Origin of the sequence: Actinoplanes campanulatus (genome assembly GCF_014647795.1) — a bacterium.
GTDB classification, from domain to species: Bacteria; Actinomycetota; Actinomycetes; order Mycobacteriales; family Micromonosporaceae; genus Actinoplanes; species Actinoplanes campanulatus.
In genome coordinates this window covers 207,607-227,436 of record NZ_BMPW01000018.1, presented here as the reverse complement: position 1 = coordinate 227,436, position 19,830 = coordinate 207,607, and the positions used below count along the sequence as shown (strand labels likewise).

Here is a 19,830-nt window from a genome sequence, read left to right as displayed (position 1 = left end):
GGCCGCCACGCACCGAAGTCAAGCGGTGAGCGCGTATCCCGGCCGTCACGGAAAACGATGACGCCGAGTTGACAGCGAACCGGTTCAAGATGGAGGCATGCGGATCCTGGTGGTGGAAGACGAGCCCCTGCTCGCCGACGCGGTGGCACAGGGGCTGCGCCGGGAGGCGCACGCGGTCGACGTCGTCTACGACGGCGGGTCCGCGCTGGAACGCATCGACGTCAACGACTACGACGTGGTGATCCTCGACCGGGACGTGCCGGTGGTGCACGGCGACAAGGTGTGCGAGGTGCTCGCCGAGCGCAAGGCCGACATCCGGGTGCTGATGCTGACCGCCGCGGCCGGGATCGACGACCGGGTGTCCGGGCTGGCCCTCGGCGCCGACGACTACCTGCCGAAGCCGTTCGCCTTCCGGGAGCTGTCGGCGCGGGTCGCGGCCCTGGGGCGGCGGGCCCGGCCGGCCGCTCCGCCGGTGCTGCGCCGGGCCGGGATCAGCCTCGACCCGTACCGGCGGGAGGTGCACCGCGACGGCCGGTACGTGCCGCTGTCCCGCAAGGAGTTCGCCGTGCTGGCCGAACTGCTGCGCGCCGACGGCACCGCGGTGTCGGCCGAGATGCTGCTGGAGAAGGCGTGGGACGAGAACGCCGACCCGTTCACCCACGCCGTCCGGATGACGATCCTCAAGTTGCGCCGCAAACTGGGCGATCCCCCGGTGGTGCTGACCGAGCCGGGAGTGGGGTACCGGATCCGATGAGACTCACCGTGCGCGGCCGTCTCACCCTCGTCTACGGCGGCCTGTTCGTGGCCGCCGGGATGGTGCTGCTGGCGGTCATCTACATCCTGATCGACCGTCGGGCGCCCATGGTGTTCGAGGGCAACTTCGCCGGGGAGTCGGTCAAGATGGAGGCGGGGGTGGGCGCCCCGCCCCCGGACGCGGTCACCCGGCAGACCGTCGAGGGCTTCCAGGCCGGCACCCTGTACACGGTGCTGACCCAGGGGGCGATCGCCCTGGCCGTGGTGAGCGCCGCGACGATCGCGCTGGGCTGGCTGATCGCCGGGCGGATGCTGCACCCGCTGCACACCATCACCGAGACGGCCCGGCGCATCGCCGAGTCCCCCGCCGCCGACCGTGGCCTGCACGAGCGGATCGCCCTGGACGGGCCGAACGACGAGCTGAAGCAGCTGGCCGACACGTTCGACCTGATGCTGGCCCGGCTGGACCGGTCGCTCGACGGGCAGCGGCGGTTCATCGCGAACGCCTCGCACGAGCTGCGCACCCCGCTCACCCTGAACCGGACACTCCTCGAGGTGGCGCTGGAGCCGGAGACCGCCTCACCCGAGGTGCGGCAGCTCGGCGCCACGCTGCTCGCCATCAACGAACGGCACGGGCGGCTGATCGACGGCCTCCTGCTGCTGGCCCGCTCCGAGCGCGAGGTGAGCGAGCGCTCCTACGTGGACCTCGCCGACATCGTCGACCACGTGGCCGTCGCGGACACCGTCAAGGTCGTCGCCGAACCGGGCGAGGCCGCCGTGCTGGGCGACCCGGTGCTGCTGGAGCGCCTGGTGCAGAACCTGGTGGAGAACGGCGTCCGGCACAACGTGCCGGAGAACGGCTGGGTGCAGGTGTCCACCCGCACCCGGCCGGACGGCTGGGTGGAGCTGCGGGTCGCCAACTCCGGCCCGGTGGTCCCCCGCTACGAGGTGCCCGGCCTCTTCCAGCCGTTCCGCCGCTACCACCGGGAACGCCTGGCCGGGCCGGGCGCCGGGCTGGGCCTGTCGATCGTCCAGTCGGTCGTCGAGGCCCACCACGGCCGGGTCCACGCCGACGCCCGCGACGAGGGCGGGCTGATCGTCACCGTCCTTCTCCCCCGGGCCCCCTGACCGGCTCCGGGACTCCGGTCCCGGACGAGGCGGCGGACCGCCGCGCCAGACCGACCACGCCCCACCCCATGATCAGCGCCGCGGCGCCCACGGCGACCAGCCCGGCCGCCCCGAACCGTGCCCTCTCCTCGAACAGGAGCGCGCCGGCGAACGCCGCGACCAGCGGATTCGTCACGCTCACCGTGGCCAGTGGCGCGGCCAGCCCGGCCCCGCGATAGGACAGCTGGCCGATCGCGTAGCCGGTGACCGAGAACGCGCCGACCAGTGTCGCGGCGGTCACCGACACCGCCGCGAGCCCGCCCGTGGTGAAGGCCGCCAGCACCGCCTTGGACAGCACCGAGGCGATCCCGAAGGCCGCCCCGGCGGCCGCCGCCAGCAGCACCGCCCGCATCCTCGGACCGGACCGCCACCCGGCCAGCGAGCAGGCGAACACCACTCCCGCGGTGATCGCCCCGACCACCTCCACCGCCGGCTCGGTCAGCAGCGCCGGGGCCTCCGACTCCACCGACAGCGACAGGATCAGCGCCAGCCCGGCCACCGTCATGGCCGCCTCCAGCCAGGCCGCCCGGCTGAGCCGGGTGTGATAGCGGATCACCTGGATGGGCAGCGCGAACAGCAGGGTGAGCGTGCCGAGGGCCTGCACCACGGCGACCGTGCCGAAATTCAGCGCCAGCACGTGCAGCGCCACCCCGGCCGCGGTGAGCAGCAGCGCGACCGCCCACCGGGACCGGCCGCGATGCCCGCGCCCGGCCAGCCTCTCCTGCGCCACCGCGGCACCGGCGTAGGCGGCCGCGGACAGCACGGAGAGCACGACGGCCCACCCCAGCGATCCCATCGCCCCCACCTCGCTGTCGCGCGGCCGACCAAGACCGGTCCTTACCATCGACGATACCGAGCACCGACCGCACCGGATCGCTCTGAACCGGCAGGATCTACCCGGAATCGTCGGCGATAACCCGGCTCCGCCGCGCCGCAGCGCGTGCCCGGGCCAGCCGGGCCGCGTTGCGCTCCACCATGCCGTGTGCCCGGCGGCGGGCCGCCTCCCGCCGCGCGTCCCCCGCCACCCGCGGGGCTGCCCGCCGCCCGGTTCCGTATCGCCTCACGTACGCCTCGCTCATGCCCGCATCCTCACCCACGGGTACGACAGTTCCACGCTCGTCCACAGGCCGCCGGGACCTTGTCCACAGCTGGCGAAAATCTGTTTCGCGGGTCGTCCACGGCCTGCCACGATCCCCGGCATGACGACGGCGGCGGGTGGCACGCGGATCGGCTGGGCGGATCTGCCCGGCTCGGTCCAGCACGCGGTGGAGGAGATCATCGGTGGCGGCCGGGTCGTCGCGGCGGCCTCCCAGCCGGGTGGCTTCTCCCCCGGCACCGCCGACCGGGTCCGCACCGCGTCCGGAGCCCGGGCCTTCGTCAAGGCCGTCACCCCGGCGCTCAACCAGGAGTCGGCCGACCTCGCCCGGCGTGAGCTGCGGATCACCGCCGCCCTGCCGGAGCACGCGCCGGTGCCGCGGATGCTGGGCGGCTTCGACGACGGCGCCTGGGTGGTCCTGGTGCTGGAGGACGTGGCGGGCGCCCACCCGCGCGTCCCGTGGGTGGCCGGGGAGATCGACGCGGCCGCGGCCGCGCTGCGCGACCTGGCCGCCGCGCTCACCCCGGCGCCGGTGCCCGGCCTGCCCACGGCGGCCGGTCGGCTCGCCGCCGACTTCGCCTCGTGGGACCTGATCGCCGCCGCGCCGCCGGACGACCTCGACCCCTGGGCCGCACGCCGGCTCGGCGCGCTGCGCGCGGCCGCCGCCCACGGCATCGCCGCGCTGTCCAGCGGGCAGACCATGGTGCACGCCGACCTGCGGGCCGACAACATCCTGGTCCGGGCCGACGGCCGGCTGGTCTTCATCGACTGGCCGTGGGGTTGCGTGGGCCCCGCCTGGCTCGACTCCGTGCTGCTGGCGATCAACGTGATCGTGCACGGCGGCGATCCCGGCCCGCTGCTCGGCGGCGTCGACCACGACGCCGTGGTGGGCGTGTTCGCGGGCGCCGCCGCCTACTTCCAGCACCGCTCCCGCCTCGCGCCACCACCGGGCCTGCCGACGGTCCGCGCCTTCCAGCGCTTCCAGGGCGACGCCCTGCTGCCCTGGTTGCGCGACGCCCTCGGCGACTGACGCAACGGAGCCGGCGCTGGGAAAAGAACGGATCCCGCGCAAGGCCAAGGAACGGATCATGCGCAAGGAAAAAGAAAGGTCCACCCGTTAGCGTCACGGCCGTGAAACCGGACTGAACCACACCCGCGGCCGTCCCGTAACAGTTACGGGGTTGACCGGTAGATGGGACCTCAAGCACACCGCACCGGACCCGGCATGCCGGAGGACTAGGCTGGACGCCCTGAACTGGGCTTCGGCGTGGCGGCCCGGGCGGCCAACCGAAACATGGAACGGAAGATGATGATCGACCAGCCCAAGGTGCGTGTCCTGCTTCTCGAGAGCATCCACCCCGACGCCGTCTCCCGGCTCGAGGAGGACGGATTCCAGGTCGAGTCCCTGCGCAACGCGCTCGACGAGGTCGAGCTGATCGACCGCATCTCCGGAGTGCAGTTGCTCGGTGTCCGGTCCAAGAGCCAGGTGACGGCGAAGGTGCTGGAGGCGGCTGACAGCCTGGTCGCGATCGGCGCGTTCTGCATCGGCACCGACCAGATCGACCTGCCGGCCGCCACCGCCGGTGGCGTCGCGGTCTTCAACGCGCCGTTCTCGAACACCCGCTCCGTGGTGGAGCTGGCGATCGCCGAGATCATCGCGCTGACCCGGCGGCTCGCCGAGAAGAACACGCTGATGCACTCCGGCGTCTGGGACAAGTCGGCCGACGGCGCCCACGAGATCCGCGGCCGCCGCCTCGGCATCGTGGGCTACGGCAACATCGGCACCCAGCTGTCGGTGCTCGCGGAGAACCTCGGCATGTCGGTCTCGTTCTACGACACCGCCGACAAGCTGGCACTGAGCAACGCGCACCGCTGCGCCAGCCTGGACGAGCTGCTCGAGTCCAGCGACATCGTCACCCTGCACGTGGACGGCCGGCCCGGCAACGCCGGTTTCTTCGGCGCCGAGCAGTTCGCCAAGATGCGGCCGGGCAGCCTGTTCCTCAACCTGTCCCGCGGCATCGTGGTCGACCACCTGGCCCTGCGGGACGCGCTGCAGAGCGGCCACCTGGCCGGCGCCGCGGTCGACGTCTTCCCCACCGAGCCGAAGGGCCGCGGCGACGAGTTCCTGTCCGAGCTGCGCGGCCTGCCGAACGTGATCCTCACCCCGCACATCGGCGGTTCGACCGAGGAGGCCCAGTCCGACATCGGCGGCTTCGTGGCGAACAAGCTGGCCAAGTTCGTGACCGACGGCAACACCACGCTCAGCGTGAACCTGCCCGGCGTGACCCTGCCCGAGCTGCCCGGCATGCACCGCATCGTGCACATGCACAAGAACACGCCGGGCGTGCTGGCACAGGTCAACCGGATCCTCGCCGAGCACGGTGTCAACGTCGAGGGCCAGATGCTCAGCACCCGCGGCGAGTTCGGCTACCTCATCACCGACATCGCCCGCGGCTACAGCGACGAGGTGCTCGACCAGCTCCGCGCCATGGAGCAGACCGTCCGCCTGCGCGTTCTGAACTGACGATTCAGCGGTTCGAGACCGCCTGACCGGGAAGGTCAGGCGGTCTCGACCGTCAGCAGGGTGACCGGGGCGACCGCGTCGACGTCGTAACGGTTGCCGCTGGTCCAGTCCTTCGGGGTGAGCGTGGACCCGGGCGCCACGTTCCGTAGCGTTTTGGAGCCGGCCGTCACCGTCCCGGCGCCACCGCCGACCTTCACCCGGACCGGGCTGCCGCTGGGCGCCCGCAGGATCAGCTCCTCGATCCCGCCGGTGATCTTCATGGGCACCGTGCCGGAGGCGTCGGCCAGGGTCAGCTCGGCCCGCCGGGTGCCGCCGACGATCTCGATACCCCGGATCCGTCCCTCGCTGAGGTCGACGATCCGTTCGGCCGAGTAGCCGGAGAAGCGGATGGTCCACCGCACCTTCGCGGACAGCACGACCTCCACCTCGCCGCCGGTGCCGGTCTCGTCCCGCGCCACGTCCACCCGCAGCCGGTCGTCACGGAACTCGGCGTTGGGCCGGATGCCGGCGTTGTCGGGCGCGCTGATCCGGTACATGTCGGTGCCCAGGTCGGCGATGGTCAACCGCACCCGGTCGGTGGCGGCCAGCATCTCGAACGTGGCGATGGTCCGCGACTCCAGCGGCCCGGTCACCACCCGCTGGTCGTCCCCGAGCTGCAGCATGTCGCTGATCTGGCTGTCGTCGCCGGTGTAGTAGACGACGCCGGTGAACGCCACGACGGCCAGCGCCACCACGCCGAGCATCGTCATGCCGGCGGTGACCAGCCGGGACTGCCGCGGCCGCGGACGGACGGCGGGCGGCGCCGAGGCGGAGGACGCCGGGGTCTCGCTCCAGACGGCCGGCTCGTTGGGCCGCTGGTCGCGCGCTCCACTCCAGAACGTCTCCCCGGCCGGGCTCCCGATCGGGCCCCACGCGGGCGGTTCCGCGAAAGCCGAGGGCTCCGCGGCAGGCGGCTCCGGGAAGGAAGGCGCCGGATTCCCCGTCGTACGCACGACGGGCAGCTCCTCGGAGGGCACATCGGAGCGGTTCCTCCGCCTGCGGGCGGGCAACTCGTCCGTCACCGGCAGCGCACCCGAGGCGGCCGCAAGCGCCCCCATCGAGCCGCCGGCCGGCTTCGGGTGCCGTGACGGCTCCCCATCGCCGCCGGCGTCGCCCTCACCGGGCGCACGCCCCGTCCGGGATCGACCGATCGGCCCGTCACTGAAGCCGAAGGACGTCCGTCCCGGCCCGGCCGGCGACGCGGGGCCGAACGCGGGCGGCGACGACACCGAACGCGGCGACGGTTCCGACGGCGCGGATTCGGGCGGCGGTGCCGCGACCGGCGACGAGAGCGAGCCGGTGTCCGACTCGCCGCCGAACCACGAGACCGGTTCCCCTTCCGGTTCGAGCGGTGGTTTCTTGGGCCGCCGCAACGGCAGCCCCGAAGCCGTACGCTCCTCCCCCGCCCCGGCTCCAGCCGAGTCGGGAGATGAGCCGACGGCGGCGGTACGGTCCACGCGATTCCTCCCTGCAGCGCAACCTCGGTATGTCCCCCGATGGAAGTACGTAAGGAATCGCCTATCGGATGAGTGACAAGGATGTTTACCGTGGGTCAGGTCGAACGAGCCCGCGCCTGGTGGCGATGGCGACCGCCTCCAGCTGGCTGTGCGCCCCCAGTTTGGCGAGCACGGCCTTCTGATATCCGCGGCAGGTGTGCACGCTGATACCCAGCCGGCGAGCCACGGTCCGGGCGTCCAAACCGGCCGCCATCAGCTGCAACACCTCGTTCTCCCGGACCGTCAGACCACCGTTGGCGACGCCGCCGCGCGGGGCGGTGGCCGGTGTGGTGCTGCGCAGCAGCCGGGCCAGGATGTCGGTGGAGACGGTCATGCTGCCTCGGTGCGCGGTACGCAAGGCGTTCAGCACGTCACCGAGCGCACCGTTTTTGGAGAGGAATCCGGCCGCCCCGGCGGTGGTGGCCCGCCGTACCAGACTCTGTTCCTCGCTGGCAGTGAGGATTACCACACGTGAATCCGGCTGTCGTACCCGGATGAGTTCGGCGATGGCGATGCCGTCCGCATCGGACAGCTCGGGATCGAGCACGATCACATCGGGTCGCAACTCTGCCGCGAGACTTATCGCCTCGGCTCCCGTCCTGGCGTGCCCGACCCAGCGCAGATCGGGCTGACCAGCCAAAGCGTGCCCGAGCAACTCGGCGAAGGTCTGGTGGCCATCGACGACGAGCACCGTGATCGCCTCGTCGCTGTCCATACGTCACCTTCCTCAGTCCGCCCCCGTCGGGCTCCGCGCAGTCTAAGGATTACCCGAAGGAATGCCCGACCTACCAACAGGCTGCCCGCCGGTACGGCCGACGACCGGTTGCCTCCGAGCGGACCGGATGCCCCGTCGTTCGGCCGACACACCCCCTCGCTTTGGGGCTTGCCGCCACGGACGCCGGACAAGCAGAGTTCTGGATCATGTTCGACATCCAGCTCTTCGGCCCGATCGAGGTCCGGACCCGCGGCATCGTCCTCTCCGGGGAGGACTTCGGCGGCGCCCGGCCCCGTCATCTGCTCGCGCTCCTGGCGCTGTGCGGAGGTCGGTCGCTTGTGGAGCTGGCCGACACGCTAGGCGTCGCCCCGGCCACGGTCAAGTCGGATCTGGCGGTGCTGCGCGACCGTCTGGAGCCGGGCGTCCGGGACCGGGAGTCGGTGATCACCGGCCGCCGGGGCACGTTCCGGCTGGACCCCGATCGGGTGCACGTCGACGCCGCCACCTTCGATCAGCTGCTCGCCGTGGCGGCCGGCCGTTCCGCGGACCGGGCCACCCGCCCGCTGGCCGCCGCCGAGGTGCTGGCGTCGCGTCCGCTGCTGGAGGACGAGGACGCGCCCTGGGCCGCCGAGGCCCGTGCCGAGTACCGCGCCAAACTGATCATGGCGAGCACCCCGCAGCCGATCAGGTAGGACAAGCAGAATCACGGGGTGCTACCCACCACCCTGACGCCGGTGCCACTGGCCCCGGAGATCTCCCTGTTCCTGGTGAACCGCCCGGTCGGCCTGTTCGATCTGACCGGCGGCGAGTTCCGTAGCGACCTGCCGCCCCCGTTCTGGGCGTTCGCCTGGGCCGGCGGCCAGGCGCTGGCCCGTTTCCTTCTGGACCATCCGCACGAGGTGGCCGGCCGCCGCGTGCTCGACGTGGCCACCGGCTCCGGGGTGGCCGCGATCGCCGCCGCCCACTGCGGCGCCGCCGCGGTGGCCGTGACGGACATCGATCCGGCCGCCGTCGAGGCCGCCAACCGCAACGCGTCGGCGAACGGCCTGTCCCTGGTGGGCCACCTCGACGAACCGCAGGTGGTGCTCGCCGGGGACGTCTTCTACAGCCCCACGGTCACCCCGAAGATGGTCGCCACCCTGCGCGCGGCCCGCCGGGCGGGCGCGACCGTGCTGGTCGGCGACCCGGGCCGCGGCTTCTTCCCCGGGCACCTCTTCGACCTGGTCACCGAATACGTCGTGCCGGTCCCGGCCGCTCTCGAGGACACCGAGTCAATGGTCACCGGGGTATGGCGGCTCAGAGGTAATTGAGGCGTACAACAAGTTGTAGGCTACACACATATTACCTCTGGAGGCCGGGAGTGCATGAGCAGGAATCCACCCGCCTCGGCGACGAGATCGTGCGGTTGGTCCGGATGGGCGCGCGATTCCGGGGCATGTTCAAGACCGGGGATCTCGGCGCCGAGTTCTCCGCGCTGATGCTGCTGCCGCCGTTGCGTGCGATGGGCCCGATGCGAGTCACCGATCTCGCGGAGTTCAAGCAGGCCGATCCCTCGACGGTCAGCCGCCAGGCCGCTCAGCTCGTCAAGGCCGGCCTGGCCCGCCGGGAGGCGGATCCGGCGGACGGCCGTGCCTCGCGGCTGGCCGTCACCGAGGCCGGGGTGCAGGCGTGCGAGCGGGTGCGGGAAGCCCGTGCGGCGATGCTCGAGCGGGCCCTCGCCGACTGGCCGGCCGAGCGGATCACCGCCTTCACGGATCTGTTCGAAGAGTTCAACCACGCGGTCGAGGCGCTGCTGCGCACCGACCCGACCACACCCCCACGGGAGCCTGCGTGACTCACGCCAAACCGGTGGAGTTCACCCACCGCCAGATCCTGACGATCCTCGGCGGGCTGATGATGGGCATGTTCCTCGCCGCGCTCGATCAGACGATCATGGCGACGGCGACCCGGACCATCGCCGACGACCTGCAAGGCTTCGACCTGCAGGCCTGGGCCACCACTGCCTTCCTGATCACCTCGACCATCTCCACGCCGCTGTACGGCAAGCTCTCCGACATCTACGGCCGGCGGCCCTTCTTCCTGCTCGCCATCGGCATCTTCATCCTCGGCTCGTTCCTGTGCGGCCTGTCCGACAACATGTGGCAGCTGGCCGCCTTCCGGGCCATTCAGGGTCTCGGCGCCGGTGGCCTGATGTCGCTCGCTCTGGCGATCATCGGTGACATCGTTCCGCCCCGTGAGCGTGCCAAGTATCAGGGCTTCTTCCTGGCCGTCTTCGGAACCGCGAGCGTCCTCGGCCCGATCCTGGGCGGCTTCTTCGCGGGCGCCGACCAGATCCTCTGGACCGACGGCTGGCGCTGGGTGTTCTACCTCAACGTGCCGATCGGCCTGGCCGCCATGGCGGTCGTCGCCCGGGTGCTGCACCTGCCGCACCACCGTGTCGACCACCGGATCGACTGGCCCGGCGCGCTCACCCTGATCCTCGGCCTGGTGCCGCTGCTGACCGTCGCCGAGCAGGGCCGGGACTGGGGCTGGACCTCCGGCCGCTCGATCCTCTGCTACGTGATCGGCGTGGTCGGCCTGATCGGTTTCGTGCTGGCCGAGCGGGCCTACAAGGACGAGGCCCTACTGCCGCTCGCCCTGCTGAGCAAGCGCACCGTCGCGGTCGGCGTCAGCGCCAGCACCATCCTCGGCATGGCGATGTTCGGCGGCCTGATGACCGTCCCGCTCTACCTCCAGATCGTGAAGGGCTCCTCGGCCACGCTGGCCGGTCTCCAGATGATCCCGTTCGTCGTCGGCATCATGGGTGGCTCGATCATCTCCGGCCAGCTGATCTCGAAGACCGGCCGCTACCGCATCTTCCCGATCGTCGGCAGCGTCTTCATGGTCGTCGCGCTGTTCCTCTTCTCGCTGATCGGCGCGGACACCCCGCTCTGGCGGACCATGCTGGTCATGGTGCTGATGGGCCTCGGCCTGGGCAGCAACATGCAGCCGATGATCACCGCCGTGCAGAACGCCGTCTCGCCCCGGGAGATCGGCACCGCCACCGGCGCGGTCACCTTCTTCCGCTCGATGGGTGGCACGCTCGGCACCGCGGTCTTCCTGTCGGTGCTGTTCAACGTGCTGCCCGGCAACATCAGGGACGCCTACGCCTCGGCCCGGGCGACACCCGAGTTCCAGCAGGCGCTGGCCTCCGACCCGGCCCAGGGCGAACTGCTCAAGACCGCCATGGGCGGCGCCGGCCTCGCCGACACGTCGTTCCTGAGCCGGCTCTCCGACGTGATCGCCCACCCGTTCAAGGTCGGCTTCGCCGAGAGCGTGCACGTCGTCTACCTGATCGCGTTCTTCGTGATGATCCTCGGCCTGATCGTGGTCTTCTTCCTGCCGGAGCTGCCGCTCTCGCAGCGCTCCGCGCAGCAGGCCCGCGCCGAGGACGAGCTCCAGGCCACCGGCGACGGTCCCGCTTAGATCAAACCTTCGGGGTACGGGTGGGAGCACCCGCCCGTACCCCCGCCTTCGCCGCCTTCCCAGGCAGGCGCAGTAGCGTGACCACATGGCTGTTGTGAAGATCAACGCGATCGAGGTCCCCGAGGGCGCCGGCCCCGAACTGGAGAAGCGGTTCGCCGCCCGGCACGGCGCGGTCGAGAACTCGCCCGGTTTCCTCGGCTTCGAGCTGCTGCGCCCGGTCGCCGGCGAGACCCGCTACTTCGTGTACACGCGCTGGGAGAGCGAGGAAGCCTTCCAGAACTGGGCGAACGGCGACGCCAAGGCCGCACACGCCGGCGAGCGTGCCAAGCCCGTAGCGACCGGCGCCAGCCTCCTGGAGTTCGAGGTGGTCCAGCAGGTGGAGAAGAGCTAGGTTCCCGCATTCCGGGCGGCTGCGGCGACCAGGCGGCCCGCGACGGTGGATCGGTCGAGGCCGAGACGCTGGGCGCTCTCCTGGAGGACGGCGTAGGCCTCCTGCACGCCGCAGCCGCGCTGCGCGATGATCACACCGACCGCGCGGTCCACCTCGGCGCCCTCGGTGAGCGCCTCCCGCCGGTGCAGCTCACCGAGCAGCACCTCCGCCTGCCCGGCCAGCGCCATCGCGGTCACCAGCACCTCGGGGCTCACCTCACCGGCCCGATCCGGGTAGACGCTGAGCGCCCCGACCGCGCTGCGCCGCACGTCCATCGGGACCGCGGCAACCGCCGCCAGCCCGTCGGCCCGGGCCGCGGCGTGCAGCTGCGGCCAGCGCTCGTCGCCCGGGAGGTCCGCGGAGGTCACCACGGAACGTGTGCGGGCCGCTTCCAGACCCGGGCCGGCGCTTCCCGCGTACTGAAGCTGATCGAAGGTCTCGCCCGCGGAGCCGGCGGCGGCCCCGGTGAGCGGCCCGCCCTCACCGATCAGGGCGACCGAGCAGCGGACCACACCTGGCAGCGCCCCGGCCGCGAACGTGGCGAGCCGGTCGAGCGCCTGGGTGAGCGAGTCGGCGGAGAGCAGCCGGACGGTCAGCTCGTGCAGCAGCCCGGCCAGTTCCACCGGGTGCGGACCGGCGGACGGCGCTCCGGAGAACCGGGGCGAGCGCCGGGCGCTCCCACGGCGGGACAGCTGGATCGTGCCATCGGCGGGGGTGCGCCGGGTCAGCCGGGCGCCACGCTGCGCGGCCGGGACACGGCGTTTCGGTGCGGACACCCGAGGGATATTGCCACGTCTATCCGGAAAAGCGCGCCACGAGGTGCCCCTAATGGGGGGGTGTTGCCGGAATAAACCGTCTCGTCAGAACGACGTTTTTCGAGGAACGAGTCAGGGGCCGCTCCGGGGTCGTCCACACGTTCGCCGGATTCGGCGAGCACCGCCTCGGCCTGGGCTTCCGGGTCGGCGCTGCCGGTCACGGCCTCTTCCGGAAGCAGATCAGCGGCGCGCCGCCTGATGCGATCGTCGGTCATGTGCGGTCGGATACCCCACAAGTGGCCCGGAAAACCGCGACGCCCTCCCGGTGAGACCGGGAGGGCGGACGCGGAGGCCGGTGTGCAGGTCGCCTCGCGGCGAGTGGCTCAACACGGCTCCAGCCGAACGGTCGAATCGCCCCCACATGCGTGGGGACAACCGCTTGCGGTATTCCGTGCAGGCTATGGGTGAGGCCCGGGGACACTGGGCACACCGGCATCCGTACACAACCGTCGGCACCGTCGCATGATTCCGTTAGCATCTGTGACCTGGATCACCGCTCGCGGGTTTGGCCGCGCCCACCCCGGGTAGTTCACCCGCCGTGACCGACGACATCCGAGAGCTGGACACCTTCCTGGACGCCGCCTACGACGCTCAGGAGCGGCTGACCAGCGGAGACCTGCGCCGGCGAGCGATCGCCGCGGACCTTCCGGCGGCCGCCATGACCCGCATCGACGCCCTGCCCGAGGGCGAGTACGCCCAGGACGAGGCCGCCGAGGCGCTGCGTGCCATCCACGTCTGACCCGGATCTACTCCCGGCCGATGCGCTCCGCCTTCTCCTTGGCGATCGAGTAGGCCATCTGGAGGAAGTCCGAGACGGCCGTGGCGGTCAGCGCGGTGGCCGCCAGCCGGGTCAGCCGGGGTGACAGCACCAGCCCACCGGTCAGCCCGGTGGCGACCCAGACGGCCAGACAGAACGGGCAGGTGATCAGCTCACCGATCCCGTGCCGCACCGAGCTGCCCTCGTCGCGCACCTCCTCGTTGAGCTCGGCCGCGCCTGCCGGCTCCGCGTACCGGGTGAACGGGGCGCGCAGCGGGCTGGTCACCGCGTCCTTGGCGACCAGCCGGCTGAGCTTGTGGGTGGCGATGGAGAGCAGCGCCACATCGGACATGGCCGGCCGCTCCGGTATCGGGCGGCCGCTGAGTTTGGCGGCCGCCGCCAGGACCCCGGTCATCGCACCGAAGGCGCCCATGGCGACCAGATAGCCGTCCAGCGGCCGGTGCTCGTGCGGCGCGTACCGCCGGGCAATCCGGGTCACCCGCTCGCGCACCACCGTCAGAAGTCCTGGGTGAGCCGGTCGGGGTCGACCTCACGGCCCGGTTTGCGCGCCATGTACTCGGTCTCCAGCTCGGCAGTGCGCTTGAAGTGGTTCTCCAGTGCCGCGTCCGGGCCGTGTCGCAGCGTCTGCAACCGGGTCCGGTAGAGGCTCGCCAGCTCCCTGAAGAGGTCGTCGTCGGCCAGGCCCGCGGGGTCGATGCCGATGTCGAAATTCACCATCGCCCCCTCCTCCAACCGCGCTTCCATCATCGTCCGTCTCCGTTCGCGTCAATCCGCCAGTGAGCACGGGTTGCCCATGCGTGCGCCCGCCAAACCCGCCGGTACGCTCGGGGCATGAAAGGGCTGTGGACTCCGGCGTGGATGGCCCGGCATCTGCTCGCGATCGTGCTGACCGCGGGCTGCCTGGCTCTCGGCTGGTGGCAGTTCAGTCGCGCCGCCGACGGCAACGCGATCAGCTGGGGCTACATGTTCCAGTGGCCGGTCTTCGGGGGCTTCGTCGTCTTCATCTGGTTCCGCGAGATCCAGGTGGCCCGTCGTAAGGCGGCCGGTGAGCCGCTGACCGCCCCGGAGAAGCCGGCCCCGCCGCGCGCTCCGGGTTCCGCGGTCACCCTGGGCCGCCCGGTCCGGGTGGACTCCCGCCCGGCGGCGCCCGCCGAGGCGGATCCGGAGCTCGACGCGTACAACGACTATCTGGCCTGGCTCGCCGCGAACCCGGGCGCCCGCCCCGCCGACTACCCCGGCCGCATCCCCCAGTAGATACCGATCAAGGAGTCACCCGCCGTGCAGGGAGCCCTCACCCGTTACCGGATCATCGCCTGGATCGTCGGCGTGGTCCTGATCGCCCTCGTCGTGGTCGGCATGCCGCTCAAGTACGGCCCGGCCGACAACCCGATCGTGGTCGAGACGGTGGGCCCGTTCCACGGCTTCCTCTACATGGTCTACCTGGTCTGCAGTTTCGACCTGGCCCGCCGGGCGAAGTGGCCGTTCAGCCGGATGGTCCTCGTCATGTTGGCCGGCACCATCCCGTTCTTCTCGTTCTGGGCCGAACGCCAGGTGACCCGGCACTGGGTCCCGGCCGCCGAACCGGCCCTGAGCGAATAGTCCGTTTATCGCGTTGTAATAACGCTCAGCGGCGATCAAATAACAGCCCGTTATCGGGATTAATGACGCGATCCCGGCTATTGGTAAAAATCACTCGGTCAGGCCTTGATTTCTTTTCTTTCGTCGATAGGTTAATGCGGTTGGTCCGGTCCGCAGCCACAACCCCTCGGGTGGCGCCGGCCAACGCCGCCGAATGACGCGCGGCGATCCGGCGCCCCACCCCACGGGCGGCGGCCGCCGTGAACCGGGCCGGGAGCAAACGCGGACGGGGCCTCTCTTCCAGCCCTGCTCTCCCGCCGACCCGGTGGGCGGCCAAGCGGAAGAAAGGCCCCTGACCAGTGCCACACCCCCGAACCCGGCTCCGGGCGCTCGTGGTCGCGTTGACGGCGTTCGCGATCACCACGTCCGGAGGGACGGCCGCACACGCCGCCCCGTCCGCCAGCGAGCTGAAGAAGAAGATCGACGCCGCTTCGGAGAAGCTCGAGGACGTCACCGAGTCGTACAACAAGATGCGGCTCGACCTGAAGAAGACGAAGACCGACGCGGTGAAGCTTGAGGCCTCGCTCAAGCCGGCCCAGACGGCTCTCGCCGAGGCCACCGAGAAGGTCCAGACCATCGCCGCCACCACGTACATGCAGGGCCGTGTCGGCCCGATGAACGTCCTGGTGAGCGGGGATCAAGGGAGTCTGCTGGAGCGGATGACGTTCCTCGAGCAGGTCACCCGGTCGAACCAGCAGGACATCGACGCCTTCACCGAGACGACCCAGACCTTCGCCGAGCGCAAGGCCGCCCTCGCGCAGACCCAGACCAAGCAGACCGCACAGGTCAAGGAGCTGGCGGCGCGCAAGGAGAAGATCGAGGACGACCTCGATGACCTGTACGACATGCGCGAGGCCGCCTTCGGCAGCGCCACGGAGGACACCGGTTCCTACACCGGCGAGATCCCGGACATCCCGGGCTCAGCCGGCAAGGCGGTCACGTTCGCGTTCAACCAGATCGGCAAGCCGTACGGCTACGGCGACGCCGGCCCGAACTCGTACGACTGCTCGGGCCTGACGCAGGCGGCCTGGGCGGCGGCGGGCAAGTCCCTGCCGCACAACGCCGCCGCACAGTACAGCGCCACCGCCCGGATCAGCCGATCCGACCTGCAACCCGGTGATCTGGTGTTCTACCGCGGCAACGGCCACGTGGCGATCTACGTGGGCAGCGGGAAGATCATCGACGCCCCGTCCGCCGGCCGGGACGTGCTGCACCGCACGATCGACATCATGTCCCCGAACGGCTACGGCCGGATCAAGTAACTCCGTACCGACGGCGAAGGCCGGTGCCCCCGCGGGGGCACCGGCCTTCGTCGTTTCGGTGAGCCGAGGCTCAGGCGGCCTGCAGGCCCTCGGCCCGGGCCAGCTCGCGCAGCCGGCCGAGCGCCTGGATCTCCAGCTGGCGGATCCGCTCCCGGCTCAGCGAGAAGCGGGACGCCACCTCGGTCAGGGAGTGCTCCCGGCCGTCCTCCAGGCCGTACCGCGCCCGCATGATGCCGGCCGACCGGTCGTCCAGGTGGTTCAGCAGGCCCTCGATGCGCTGCCGCTCGAGCGCGTTGAGGACGATCTCCTCCGGGCTCGGGGCGTCGCTGTCGGCCACCAGGTCGCCGAGGTTGGTGTCGCCGTCGTCGCCGACCGGCGTGTCCAGGGAGACGGTGTCCTGCGCCCAACGGGTGAGCTCGTTGACGCGCTCCACGGTCACGCCCAGAGCGGCCGCGACCTGCTCGGGCTCCGGGTCGCCGCCCAGTTCACGGACGAGCTGACGGGTCACGTTGCGCATCCGGTTGACGTCCTCGACCAGGTGCACGGGGAGCCGGACGGTCCGCTCCTGCTGGGCGATGGCCCGGCTGATCGCCTGGCGCACCCACCACGTGGCGTACGTCGAGAACTTGTAGCCGCGCACGTAGTCGAACTTCTCGACGGCGCGGACCAGGCCGGTGTTGCCCTCCTGGATCAGGTCGAGCATCGGCATGCCGGACCGGACATAGCGGCGGGCGATGGAGACGACCAGCCGCAGGTTGGCCCGGATGAACAGGTCTTTCGCGCGCTGGCCCTCGGTGACGAGGCGCTCCAGTTCCTCCCGGCTGACGCCGCGACGGTCCTCGCCCGTTTCGATCAGGTGCTCGGCGTAAAGGCCCGCCTCAATCGCCTTGGAGAGCTCGACCTCCCGCTCGGCGTCCAACAACGGCGTCCTGGAGATCTCGTGCAGGTAGACTCCGACGAGGTCGCGCTCTTCGGCGACCTGATCGGTACGCATCACGGTGCTCTTCTCCACGTTGCCCACGGTCCCCTCATTGCCGTCACTAACCCTGTTACGGGCATTACCTGCGTCCATCAGCCCTCTCCCGTAACGTCCGCAGCTCGTGCATTGCGGTTGCTGACACATCTACACAACAAAAAGCTGGCCGCACTGATTCCGGCTGGCGGGTCGAAAGTGTCACGAATGCCTGGGTAATAGCTGAGAGCCCAGTGCGCGGTACCTGAGTGCGACGTCGTGCAGACGTTCGGATACCCTTCGCGCGTTCCTCATAACACCATCGGCCTCTTCTCGTCACAGCGACGGGCATCACCCTGGGCACCGCGATGCTCGTCACCCCCGAGTACGGGTTTGGCGCCCGCGGGGTTCATATGCACTGTCGGCCGGGTAAAGACGGGCCTGAAACAAACGCCCGCGAAAGATTCGGGATCTCGAGGGCCCAACGGGACCACCGGTCACGATGCGCCTCGACTCGCCACACATCACTCGCCCGCACGGGTGACGCTTCAGCGGCCCGGAACAATCGCAGGTCGGGGGCAGGATCGCCGGGTGAGTGAGGTAAAGCACACGCTCTACGGTGTGACAAGCTGCTCCCCATGACTGCGACGCGTACCGCTCTGGTGACCGGCGGCACAGGTGGGCTGGGGTCCGCCACCATCACGGCGTTCCTGGCCGACGGCTGGCGCGTGGTGGCGCCGGTCCGCCCCGGGACGACCGGCCGGCTGCCCGGGGGCACGATCGCCGTGGACGCCGACCTGACGGTCGAGGCGGACGTCCGTACGGTGGCCGCGGTGGCCGCCGAGGACCCGGCCGCGCCGCTGCGGGCCGTGGTCAACCTGGTCGGCGGGTACGCGGGCAGCGGCCTGATCGCCGACACCCCGGTCGCCGAGTTCGAGGCGATGCTGGCGGTCAACCTGCGGCCCACCTACCTGACCACGGCGGCGGCCCTGCCGCACCTGGTCGCGGCCGGCGGCGGCTCGGTGGTGTGCGTGTCGTCACGGGCCGGGGTGTCACCGTTCCCGGGCGCGGCCGGCTACGTGACCGCCAAGGCCGCCGTGCTGGGCTTCGCCGGGGCGGTCGCCGTGGAGTACCGCAAGCACAACGTGCGCTGCAATACCGTGCTGCCCAGCATCATCGACACGCCGGCCAACCGGGCGGCCCAGCCGGACGCCGACCACGGCCGCTGGGTGAGCCCGGCGGAGATCGCCGCGGTGATCCTCTTCCTGGCCTCGGACGCGTCGGCGCCGGCCAGTGGCGCCCAGATCCCGGTCTACGGTCAGGCCTGATCCAGGCCGAGCTCGGTACGGAGGGCCTTGAGGACCTGGTCGGGCGTGCCGTTGGCGTCGATCACGATGAAGCGAGAGTACTCCGGCAACGACCGGTAGGCGTCCGTCGCGGCCCGCAGGTACTCGATCGACTCGTGGTCGTAGCCGCGCCGCTCGATCCGCTCCTGGGCGATCTCCGGGTCGACGGCGAGGAAGAACGTCACGTCCGGCCGTGGGAAGAGCCGGTAGGCCAGCCGGGCGAACCGTTCGGCGGCCGGGCGGGCGCCATGGGCCCGGAGACTGGCGAACTGGCAGACCGCGTACCGGTCCATCACCGCGATCTCCCGGCGCACGGCCCGGCGCAGCAGGGTCCGGGCGATGGCCAGCCAGCGCAGCGCCGACTCGACGGCGAGCGTGCCCCGGCGGCCGAACAGGTCCTCGGCGTCCGCCCGGCCGAGAAGCACCGCGATCCGGCCGAACCAGTGCCGGCCACCCGCGTTCTGCCGGTAGGCGGCTGGGAACCCGTCCGCGATCAGGCGGGCGGCCAGACCGCGGGCCTGGGTGGTCTTGCCGGAGCCGTCTATGCCGACGAGCGCGATGGTGCGCGGCGACCGTCGGGCGCCGCGGGCGGGAAGCGCCGCGGGCCTGGACTGCGCGGGGAGAGCCATACCAACCGACGGTAGCCGGGTACCGCACCTTCTGTTCCACACCGCAGGGGCGAGCCGGTCCTCCAGAATGAGCGCAGGGGTTCAAGGTGTCGCGACTCCGGGTAGTCGGTCATCCACCGGGAACGGACAGGAGGTCGCCATGCCACACCGTGTGGACGCGGGTTTGGCCATCACCCTCAAGCGCGTCGCATCGACGCTGAAGAGCGCGGACATACCCTTCGCCCTGGGCGGGAGCTTCGCGGTGTACGCCAGAGGCGGTTACTCCAGTGATCACGACGTCGACTTCCTGATACGCGAGCAGGACAAGGACCGGGCTCTCCAGGAACTGGCCGCGGTCGGCTGCAGTACCGAACAGCCGCCCGAGGACTGGCTGGTCAAGGTGTACGACGAGGGCCGGATGGTGGACCTGATCTACCGTCCGGTGGAGTCGCCGGTGGACGACGAGACACTGCACGACACCGATCAGATCTCGGTCGAGGCGATCTACATGCCGGTGCTCTCGGCGACCCGGCTCATGGTGCACAAGCTGCTCAGCTACAGCCAGCACTACTGCGACTTCGCGACCGGGCTGCCGGTCGCCCGCTCGCTGCGGGAACAGATCGACTGGGGCCGGGTTCGCCGGGAGACCATCAAGTCGCCGTACGCCGAGGCGTTCCTGGTGCTGCTCGACCGTCTGGACGTCGTCTCCTTCCCCGGCGAGACGGAACTCAAGGTTGGGGGATGAC

General features: G+C 70.9%; 25 protein-coding genes. 15 read left to right on the top strand and 10 right to left on the bottom strand.

What is annotated here, in order from left to right:
• The first annotated feature begins 97 nt into the window (after positions 1 to 97).
• Together IEZ13_RS31515 and IEZ13_RS31510 are read left to right on the top strand one after the other, a co-directional pair.
• Positions 98 to 754 (top strand): response regulator transcription factor, encoded by a 657-nt coding sequence (locus tag IEZ13_RS31515; RefSeq protein WP_183224775.1) that lies wholly within the window; start codon positions 98 to 100, stop codon positions 752 to 754.
• Complete coding sequence (locus IEZ13_RS31510; protein ID WP_183224776.1) at positions 751 to 1,881, top strand: HAMP domain-containing sensor histidine kinase; 1,131 nt, start codon at positions 751 to 753, stop codon at positions 1,879 to 1,881. The genes IEZ13_RS31515 and IEZ13_RS31510 overlap by 4 nt, the downstream gene beginning before the upstream one ends.
• On the opposite strand, the gene IEZ13_RS31505 is transcribed toward IEZ13_RS31510, so the two are convergent.
• Together IEZ13_RS31505 and IEZ13_RS31500 are read right to left on the bottom strand one after the other, a co-directional pair.
• Positions 1,853 to 2,716 carry a DMT family transporter gene (locus IEZ13_RS31505; RefSeq protein WP_183224777.1) on the bottom strand — a complete coding sequence of 288 codons (864 nt, stop codon included), beginning with the start codon at positions 2,714 to 2,716 and terminating at the stop codon, positions 1,853 to 1,855. The genes IEZ13_RS31510 and IEZ13_RS31505 overlap by 29 nt on opposite strands.
• Before the next feature lie 97 nt (positions 2,717 to 2,813).
• Entirely contained in the window at positions 2,814 to 2,999 is a 186-nt protein-coding gene (locus IEZ13_RS31500) for a hypothetical protein (RefSeq protein WP_183224778.1), read from the bottom strand.
• Between the two features lie 120 nt (positions 3,000 to 3,119).
• Here IEZ13_RS31500 and IEZ13_RS31495 point away from each other — a divergent pair, with 120 nt between their 5' ends.
• Together IEZ13_RS31495 and serA are read left to right on the top strand one after the other, a co-directional pair.
• On the top strand, positions 3,120 to 4,046 hold the full coding sequence (locus IEZ13_RS31495; RefSeq protein WP_183224779.1) for a phosphotransferase: 927 nt from the start codon (positions 3,120 to 3,122) through the stop codon (positions 4,044 to 4,046).
• Positions 4,047 to 4,322: 276 nt separating this feature from the next.
• Complete coding sequence (serA, locus tag IEZ13_RS31490; RefSeq protein ID WP_183224780.1) at positions 4,323 to 5,540, top strand: phosphoglycerate dehydrogenase; 1,218 nt, start codon at positions 4,323 to 4,325, stop codon at positions 5,538 to 5,540.
• A 35-nt stretch (positions 5,541 to 5,575) separates the two neighbouring features.
• Here the strand turns inward: serA and IEZ13_RS31485 are convergent, their stop codons facing one another.
• Positions 5,576 to 6,532 (bottom strand): hypothetical protein, encoded by a 957-nt coding sequence (locus IEZ13_RS31485; protein WP_183224781.1) that lies wholly within the window; start codon positions 6,530 to 6,532, stop codon positions 5,576 to 5,578.
• A 589-nt stretch (positions 6,533 to 7,121) separates the two neighbouring features.
• The gene (locus tag IEZ13_RS31480) at positions 7,122 to 7,790 is read right to left on the bottom strand and encodes a response regulator (RefSeq protein ID WP_183224782.1); all 669 of its coding nucleotides are present in this window, start codon (positions 7,788 to 7,790) and stop codon (positions 7,122 to 7,124) included.
• A 206-nt stretch (positions 7,791 to 7,996) separates the two neighbouring features.
• Between IEZ13_RS31480 and IEZ13_RS31475 the strand changes: the two genes are divergently transcribed.
• The 5 genes from IEZ13_RS31475 (at position 7,997) to mhuD (ending at position 11,646) form a co-directional block, all read left to right on the top strand.
• Positions 7,997 to 8,482, top strand: a complete 486-nt coding sequence (locus IEZ13_RS31475) for an AfsR/SARP family transcriptional regulator (RefSeq protein ID WP_183224783.1) — start codon at positions 7,997 to 7,999, stop codon at positions 8,480 to 8,482.
• 18 nt (positions 8,483 to 8,500) lie between these two features.
• Positions 8,501 to 9,100, top strand: a complete 600-nt coding sequence (locus IEZ13_RS31470) for a class I SAM-dependent methyltransferase (protein WP_183224784.1) — start codon at positions 8,501 to 8,503, stop codon at positions 9,098 to 9,100.
• A 50-nt stretch (positions 9,101 to 9,150) separates the two neighbouring features.
• Positions 9,151 to 9,624, top strand: a complete 474-nt coding sequence (locus IEZ13_RS31465) for a MarR family winged helix-turn-helix transcriptional regulator (RefSeq protein ID WP_229795287.1) — start codon at positions 9,151 to 9,153, stop codon at positions 9,622 to 9,624.
• Entirely contained in the window at positions 9,621 to 11,255 is a 1,635-nt protein-coding gene (locus IEZ13_RS31460) for an MDR family MFS transporter (protein WP_229795285.1), read from the top strand. Before IEZ13_RS31465 ends, IEZ13_RS31460 begins: the two co-directional genes overlap by 4 nt.
• Before the next feature lie 85 nt (positions 11,256 to 11,340).
• On the top strand, positions 11,341 to 11,646 hold the full coding sequence (gene mhuD / locus IEZ13_RS31455) for a mycobilin-forming heme oxygenase MhuD (protein WP_183224785.1): 306 nt from the start codon (positions 11,341 to 11,343) through the stop codon (positions 11,644 to 11,646).
• Here mhuD and IEZ13_RS31450 read toward each other — a convergent pair.
• Positions 11,643 to 12,461, bottom strand: a complete 819-nt coding sequence (locus IEZ13_RS31450) for an ANTAR domain-containing protein (RefSeq protein ID WP_183224786.1) — start codon at positions 12,459 to 12,461, stop codon at positions 11,643 to 11,645. The genes mhuD and IEZ13_RS31450 overlap by 4 nt on opposite strands.
• Positions 12,410 to 12,715, bottom strand: coding sequence for a hypothetical protein (locus IEZ13_RS46995; RefSeq protein ID WP_229795283.1), 306 nt, complete (start codon positions 12,713 to 12,715; stop codon positions 12,410 to 12,412). The genes IEZ13_RS31450 and IEZ13_RS46995 overlap by 52 nt, the downstream gene beginning before the upstream one ends.
• A 323-nt stretch (positions 12,716 to 13,038) precedes the next feature.
• Here IEZ13_RS46995 and IEZ13_RS31440 point away from each other — a divergent pair, with 323 nt between their 5' ends.
• Entirely contained in the window at positions 13,039 to 13,239 is a 201-nt protein-coding gene (locus tag IEZ13_RS31440; RefSeq protein WP_229795281.1) for a hypothetical protein, read from the top strand.
• 7 nt (positions 13,240 to 13,246) lie between these two features.
• Here IEZ13_RS31440 and IEZ13_RS31435 read toward each other — a convergent pair whose 3' ends face one another.
• Both IEZ13_RS31435 and IEZ13_RS31430 read right to left on the bottom strand, forming a co-directional pair.
• A complete protein-coding gene (locus tag IEZ13_RS31435) occupies positions 13,247 to 13,777 on the bottom strand; it encodes a DUF1360 domain-containing protein (protein ID WP_183224971.1) in 531 nt (176 codons plus the stop codon).
• Positions 13,774 to 14,025 carry a DUF6158 family protein gene (locus IEZ13_RS31430; RefSeq protein WP_208468916.1) on the bottom strand — a complete coding sequence of 84 codons (252 nt, stop codon included), beginning with the start codon at positions 14,023 to 14,025 and terminating at the stop codon, positions 13,774 to 13,776. Before IEZ13_RS31430 ends, IEZ13_RS31435 begins: the two co-directional genes overlap by 4 nt.
• 84 nt (positions 14,026 to 14,109) lie before the next feature.
• On the opposite strand from IEZ13_RS31430, the gene IEZ13_RS31425 reads away from it, so the two are divergent.
• The 3 genes from IEZ13_RS31425 (at position 14,110) to IEZ13_RS31415 (ending at position 16,178) form a co-directional block, all read left to right on the top strand.
• Positions 14,110 to 14,532, top strand: coding sequence for a hypothetical protein (locus tag IEZ13_RS31425; protein WP_183224789.1), 423 nt, complete (start codon positions 14,110 to 14,112; stop codon positions 14,530 to 14,532).
• Positions 14,533 to 14,556: 24 nt separating this feature from the next.
• Positions 14,557 to 14,877, top strand: coding sequence for a DUF3817 domain-containing protein (locus IEZ13_RS31420; protein ID WP_183224790.1), 321 nt, complete (start codon positions 14,557 to 14,559; stop codon positions 14,875 to 14,877).
• Positions 14,878 to 15,215: 338 nt separating this feature from the next.
• On the top strand, positions 15,216 to 16,178 hold the full coding sequence (locus IEZ13_RS31415) for a C40 family peptidase (RefSeq protein ID WP_229795279.1): 963 nt from the start codon (positions 15,216 to 15,218) through the stop codon (positions 16,176 to 16,178).
• Positions 16,179 to 16,248: 70 nt separating this feature from the next.
• Here the strand turns inward: IEZ13_RS31415 and IEZ13_RS31410 are convergent, their stop codons facing one another.
• Complete coding sequence (locus IEZ13_RS31410; RefSeq protein WP_183224791.1) at positions 16,249 to 17,250, bottom strand: sigma-70 family RNA polymerase sigma factor; 1,002 nt, start codon at positions 17,248 to 17,250, stop codon at positions 16,249 to 16,251.
• Positions 17,251 to 17,768: 518 nt separating this feature from the next.
• Here IEZ13_RS31410 and IEZ13_RS31405 point away from each other — a divergent pair.
• Positions 17,769 to 18,458 (top strand): SDR family NAD(P)-dependent oxidoreductase, encoded by a 690-nt coding sequence (locus IEZ13_RS31405; protein WP_183224792.1) that lies wholly within the window; start codon positions 17,769 to 17,771, stop codon positions 18,456 to 18,458.
• Here IEZ13_RS31405 and IEZ13_RS31400 read toward each other — a convergent pair.
• On the bottom strand, positions 18,449 to 19,105 hold the full coding sequence (locus tag IEZ13_RS31400) for a dTMP kinase (protein WP_183224793.1): 657 nt from the start codon (positions 19,103 to 19,105) through the stop codon (positions 18,449 to 18,451). The genes IEZ13_RS31405 and IEZ13_RS31400 overlap by 10 nt on opposite strands.
• Positions 19,106 to 19,244: 139 nt before the next feature.
• Here IEZ13_RS31400 and IEZ13_RS31395 point away from each other — a divergent pair, with 139 nt between their 5' ends.
• Positions 19,245 to 19,829: a nucleotidyltransferase family protein gene (locus tag IEZ13_RS31395; RefSeq protein WP_183224794.1), complete on the top strand. Its 585-nt coding sequence runs from the start codon at positions 19,245 to 19,247 to the stop codon at positions 19,827 to 19,829.
• Position 19,830 lies beyond the last annotated feature (1 nt).

Excerpts from the sequence above, each read along its gene's own strand:
- IEZ13_RS31430 (WP_208468916.1), bottom strand. The coding sequence starts at position 14,025 with ATGATGGAAGCGCGGTTGGAGGAGGGGGCGATGGTGAATTTCGACATC.
- IEZ13_RS46995 (WP_229795283.1), bottom strand. The coding sequence starts at position 12,715 with ATGACCGACGATCGCATCAGGCGGCGCGCCGCTGATCTGCTTCCGGAA.
- IEZ13_RS31425 (WP_183224789.1), top strand. The coding sequence starts at position 14,110 with ATGAAAGGGCTGTGGACTCCGGCGTGGATGGCCCGGCATCTGCTCGCG.
- IEZ13_RS31495 (WP_183224779.1), top strand. The coding sequence starts at position 3,120 with ATGACGACGGCGGCGGGTGGCACGCGGATCGGCTGGGCGGATCTGCCC.
- mhuD (WP_183224785.1), top strand. The coding sequence starts at position 11,341 with ATGGCTGTTGTGAAGATCAACGCGATCGAGGTCCCCGAGGGCGCCGGC.
- IEZ13_RS31410 (WP_183224791.1), bottom strand. The coding sequence starts at position 17,250 with ATGGACGCAGGTAATGCCCGTAACAGGGTTAGTGACGGCAATGAGGGG.
- IEZ13_RS31500 (WP_183224778.1), bottom strand. The coding sequence starts at position 2,999 with ATGAGCGAGGCGTACGTGAGGCGATACGGAACCGGGCGGCGGGCAGCC.
- IEZ13_RS31400 (WP_183224793.1), bottom strand. The coding sequence starts at position 19,105 with ATGGCTCTCCCCGCGCAGTCCAGGCCCGCGGCGCTTCCCGCCCGCGGC.
- IEZ13_RS31475 (WP_183224783.1), top strand. The coding sequence starts at position 7,997 with ATGTTCGACATCCAGCTCTTCGGCCCGATCGAGGTCCGGACCCGCGGC.
- IEZ13_RS31405 (WP_183224792.1), top strand. The coding sequence starts at position 17,769 with ATGACTGCGACGCGTACCGCTCTGGTGACCGGCGGCACAGGTGGGCTG.
- serA (WP_183224780.1), top strand. The coding sequence starts at position 4,323 with ATGATGATCGACCAGCCCAAGGTGCGTGTCCTGCTTCTCGAGAGCATC.
- IEZ13_RS31505 (WP_183224777.1), bottom strand. The coding sequence starts at position 2,716 with ATGGGATCGCTGGGGTGGGCCGTCGTGCTCTCCGTGCTGTCCGCGGCC.
- IEZ13_RS31480 (WP_183224782.1), bottom strand. The coding sequence starts at position 7,790 with ATGGACAGCGACGAGGCGATCACGGTGCTCGTCGTCGATGGCCACCAG.
- IEZ13_RS31395 (WP_183224794.1), top strand. The coding sequence starts at position 19,245 with ATGCCACACCGTGTGGACGCGGGTTTGGCCATCACCCTCAAGCGCGTC.
- IEZ13_RS31510 (WP_183224776.1), top strand. The coding sequence starts at position 751 with ATGAGACTCACCGTGCGCGGCCGTCTCACCCTCGTCTACGGCGGCCTG.
- IEZ13_RS31515 (WP_183224775.1), top strand. The coding sequence starts at position 98 with ATGCGGATCCTGGTGGTGGAAGACGAGCCCCTGCTCGCCGACGCGGTG.